The sequence below is a fragment of the Nostoc sp. FACHB-110 genome (assembly GCF_014697425.1).
Taxonomy (GTDB): domain Bacteria; phylum Cyanobacteriota; class Cyanobacteriia; order Cyanobacteriales; family Nostocaceae; genus Nostoc_B.
Map to the genome: position 1 here is coordinate 1 of NZ_JACJRU010000097.1, position 2,276 is coordinate 2,276.

At 42.4% G+C, this 2,276-nt stretch carries 1 protein-coding gene; it reads left to right on the forward strand.

Annotation, left to right across the window (positions count from 1 at the left end; translation table 11 throughout):
- Window positions 1-2,276: PAS domain-containing protein (locus H6G69_RS33420; protein ID WP_190694007.1), on the forward strand; the 2,276-nt coding region annotated here is incomplete at both ends.

Genomic DNA, 2,276 nt, shown 5'->3' on the forward strand with positions numbered 1-2,276 from the left:
CCCCATGAACATAGTTGTAGCTTGAGTTATGCACAATGGCTCAATCAAATACATCCCGAACAAAGGCAATTAGTTGATCAACAATTACAACAAGCGATCGCTACTCACACTGATTATGCAGTGGAATACAAACTCATCACACCAGACAATAGCATTAACTGGGTACTAGCCAAAGGGCGAGGCGTGTATGACAGCAACGGAAAACTGCTGAGAATGCTAGGCGTAATTATCAATATCACAGAACGCAAACTAGCCGAAGCCGAACAGCGACGAGCCGAAGTGCTGCAAGGAGAATTACAGCTATTAGAAGATATCCTCGAAACTGCACAAGTAGGTTATTGGGAATGGCAGCTGGTAGAGAATCAAGGATACTTTAGTCCCACCTTAAAGCGGATGTTGGGCTATGAAACCCATGAATTAGCTAACCCATCCCGTGATTGGGAATATCTCATGTTTGAAGAAGATTTACCAGAATTTTTGGACAGCTTTAACCAACATTTTCAAAATTGTAGTGACAGTCCTTATTTCCAAGAATTGAGATATCGACATAAAGATGGTACTGCTGTTTGGGCAATTTGTTCTGGTCGTGTAATTGAATGGGACAAAAATGGACAGCCATTGCGCATGATTGGTTCCAACATTGATATTACAAAACGCAAACAAACAGAAGCAGAATTGTTAGCTGTGACAAATTTGCAACAAGCAATTTTGGATGGTAGTGACTACGCAATTATTTACAATAATGCCAATGGTATTCAAACCTTCAATGCTGCTGCTCAAAAAATGTTGGGCTACACAGCCGAGGAAGTTGTTGGGCGAAGACCTGCTTTTTTTCATGATTTAGAAGAAATCAAACAAAGAGCCGCAGAACTCTCACGAGAAATCGGTCGAGAAGTTGCTCCCGGTACGGAATTTTTTACCATCGTGACGCAAAATGGTAAAACCTATGAAAAAGAATGGACTTACATTCGTAAAGATGGCTCTCGCTTTCCCGTACTTTTATCAATTAAAATCCTCCATGACTTGGATGGCAAGGATATAGGATTTTTAGGAATTGCCAAAGACATTAGCCAACAAAAACAAATAGAAATAGCCCTTAAAGAAAGCGAACACCGCTATGAAACTTTAGCGCAGGCGGCTCCGGTGGCAATTTTTCGCCTCGATAATTATGGTAACTGTAATTACGTCAACGATCGCTGGGCTAATCTAAGCGGTAAACCAAAACAAGCTGCTTTGGGTACAGGATGGTTAGAAGCAATACATCCTGAAGACCGCGATCGCATTTTAACAGAATGGTTGGAGGCAAATTTAGGCACAAAAGGCCTATTTTCTAATGAAGGGCGACATTTACGTCCAGATGGTAGTATCAGTTGGTTTCACTGCTATATCTCACCGGAAACTAACTTTAATGGTGCAGTTATTGGCTACATCGGGACACTCACAGATATTACAATTCGCAAGCAAGCAGAAGAAGCTCTGACAAAATATGCCCATGAAGTAGAGGATTTATACAATAATGCCCCCTGTGGCTACCATTCTCTTAACGCTCAAGGTCGATTCATCAAGGTCAACGAAACTGAACTGCAATGGTTAGGCTACACCCGTGAAGAAATGATTGGTCAACCCATCGCCAAGTTTTTCACCCCAGCTAGTTGTTTGGCCTTTGAGTATAATTATCCGCGCTTTCAAACCCAGGGTTGGCTAAACGATTTCGAGTTTGAAATGATCTGTAAAGATGGCACAATTTTGCCAGTGCTGATTAGTGCCACTGCTGTCAAAGATGCACAGGGAAATTATTCATACAGCCGTTCCACATTGTTTGATATCCGTGAACGCAAACAAGTAGAGCAGAAACTAGAAGAATCCCGCACGATGTTGCAGTTGGTGATGGATACATTTCCCCAAAGAGTCTTTTGGAAAGACCGTCAATCACGCTTTCTCGGTTGCAATCGTGCATTTTTGCGGGATTCTCAAGTGACGATTGAGCAAATCTTAGGTAAAAGCGACTTTGAATTACCTTGGGCAAAGTGGGCGCATCTCTACTATGCCGACGATGCAATGGTGATGGCAACCGGAAAACCGAAACTCAACTATGAAGAACCACTAATCGGGCCAAATGGCGAAGAAATTTGGCTAAGAACGAATAAAGTACCCTTAACGAATAGCGCAGGTGAAGTAATTGGTGTACTGGTCTCCCATGAAGATATTACAGAACGCAAACTAGCCGAAGTCCAACTCAGGCAGACCAACGAACAACTAGCTCACACCAACGTCGA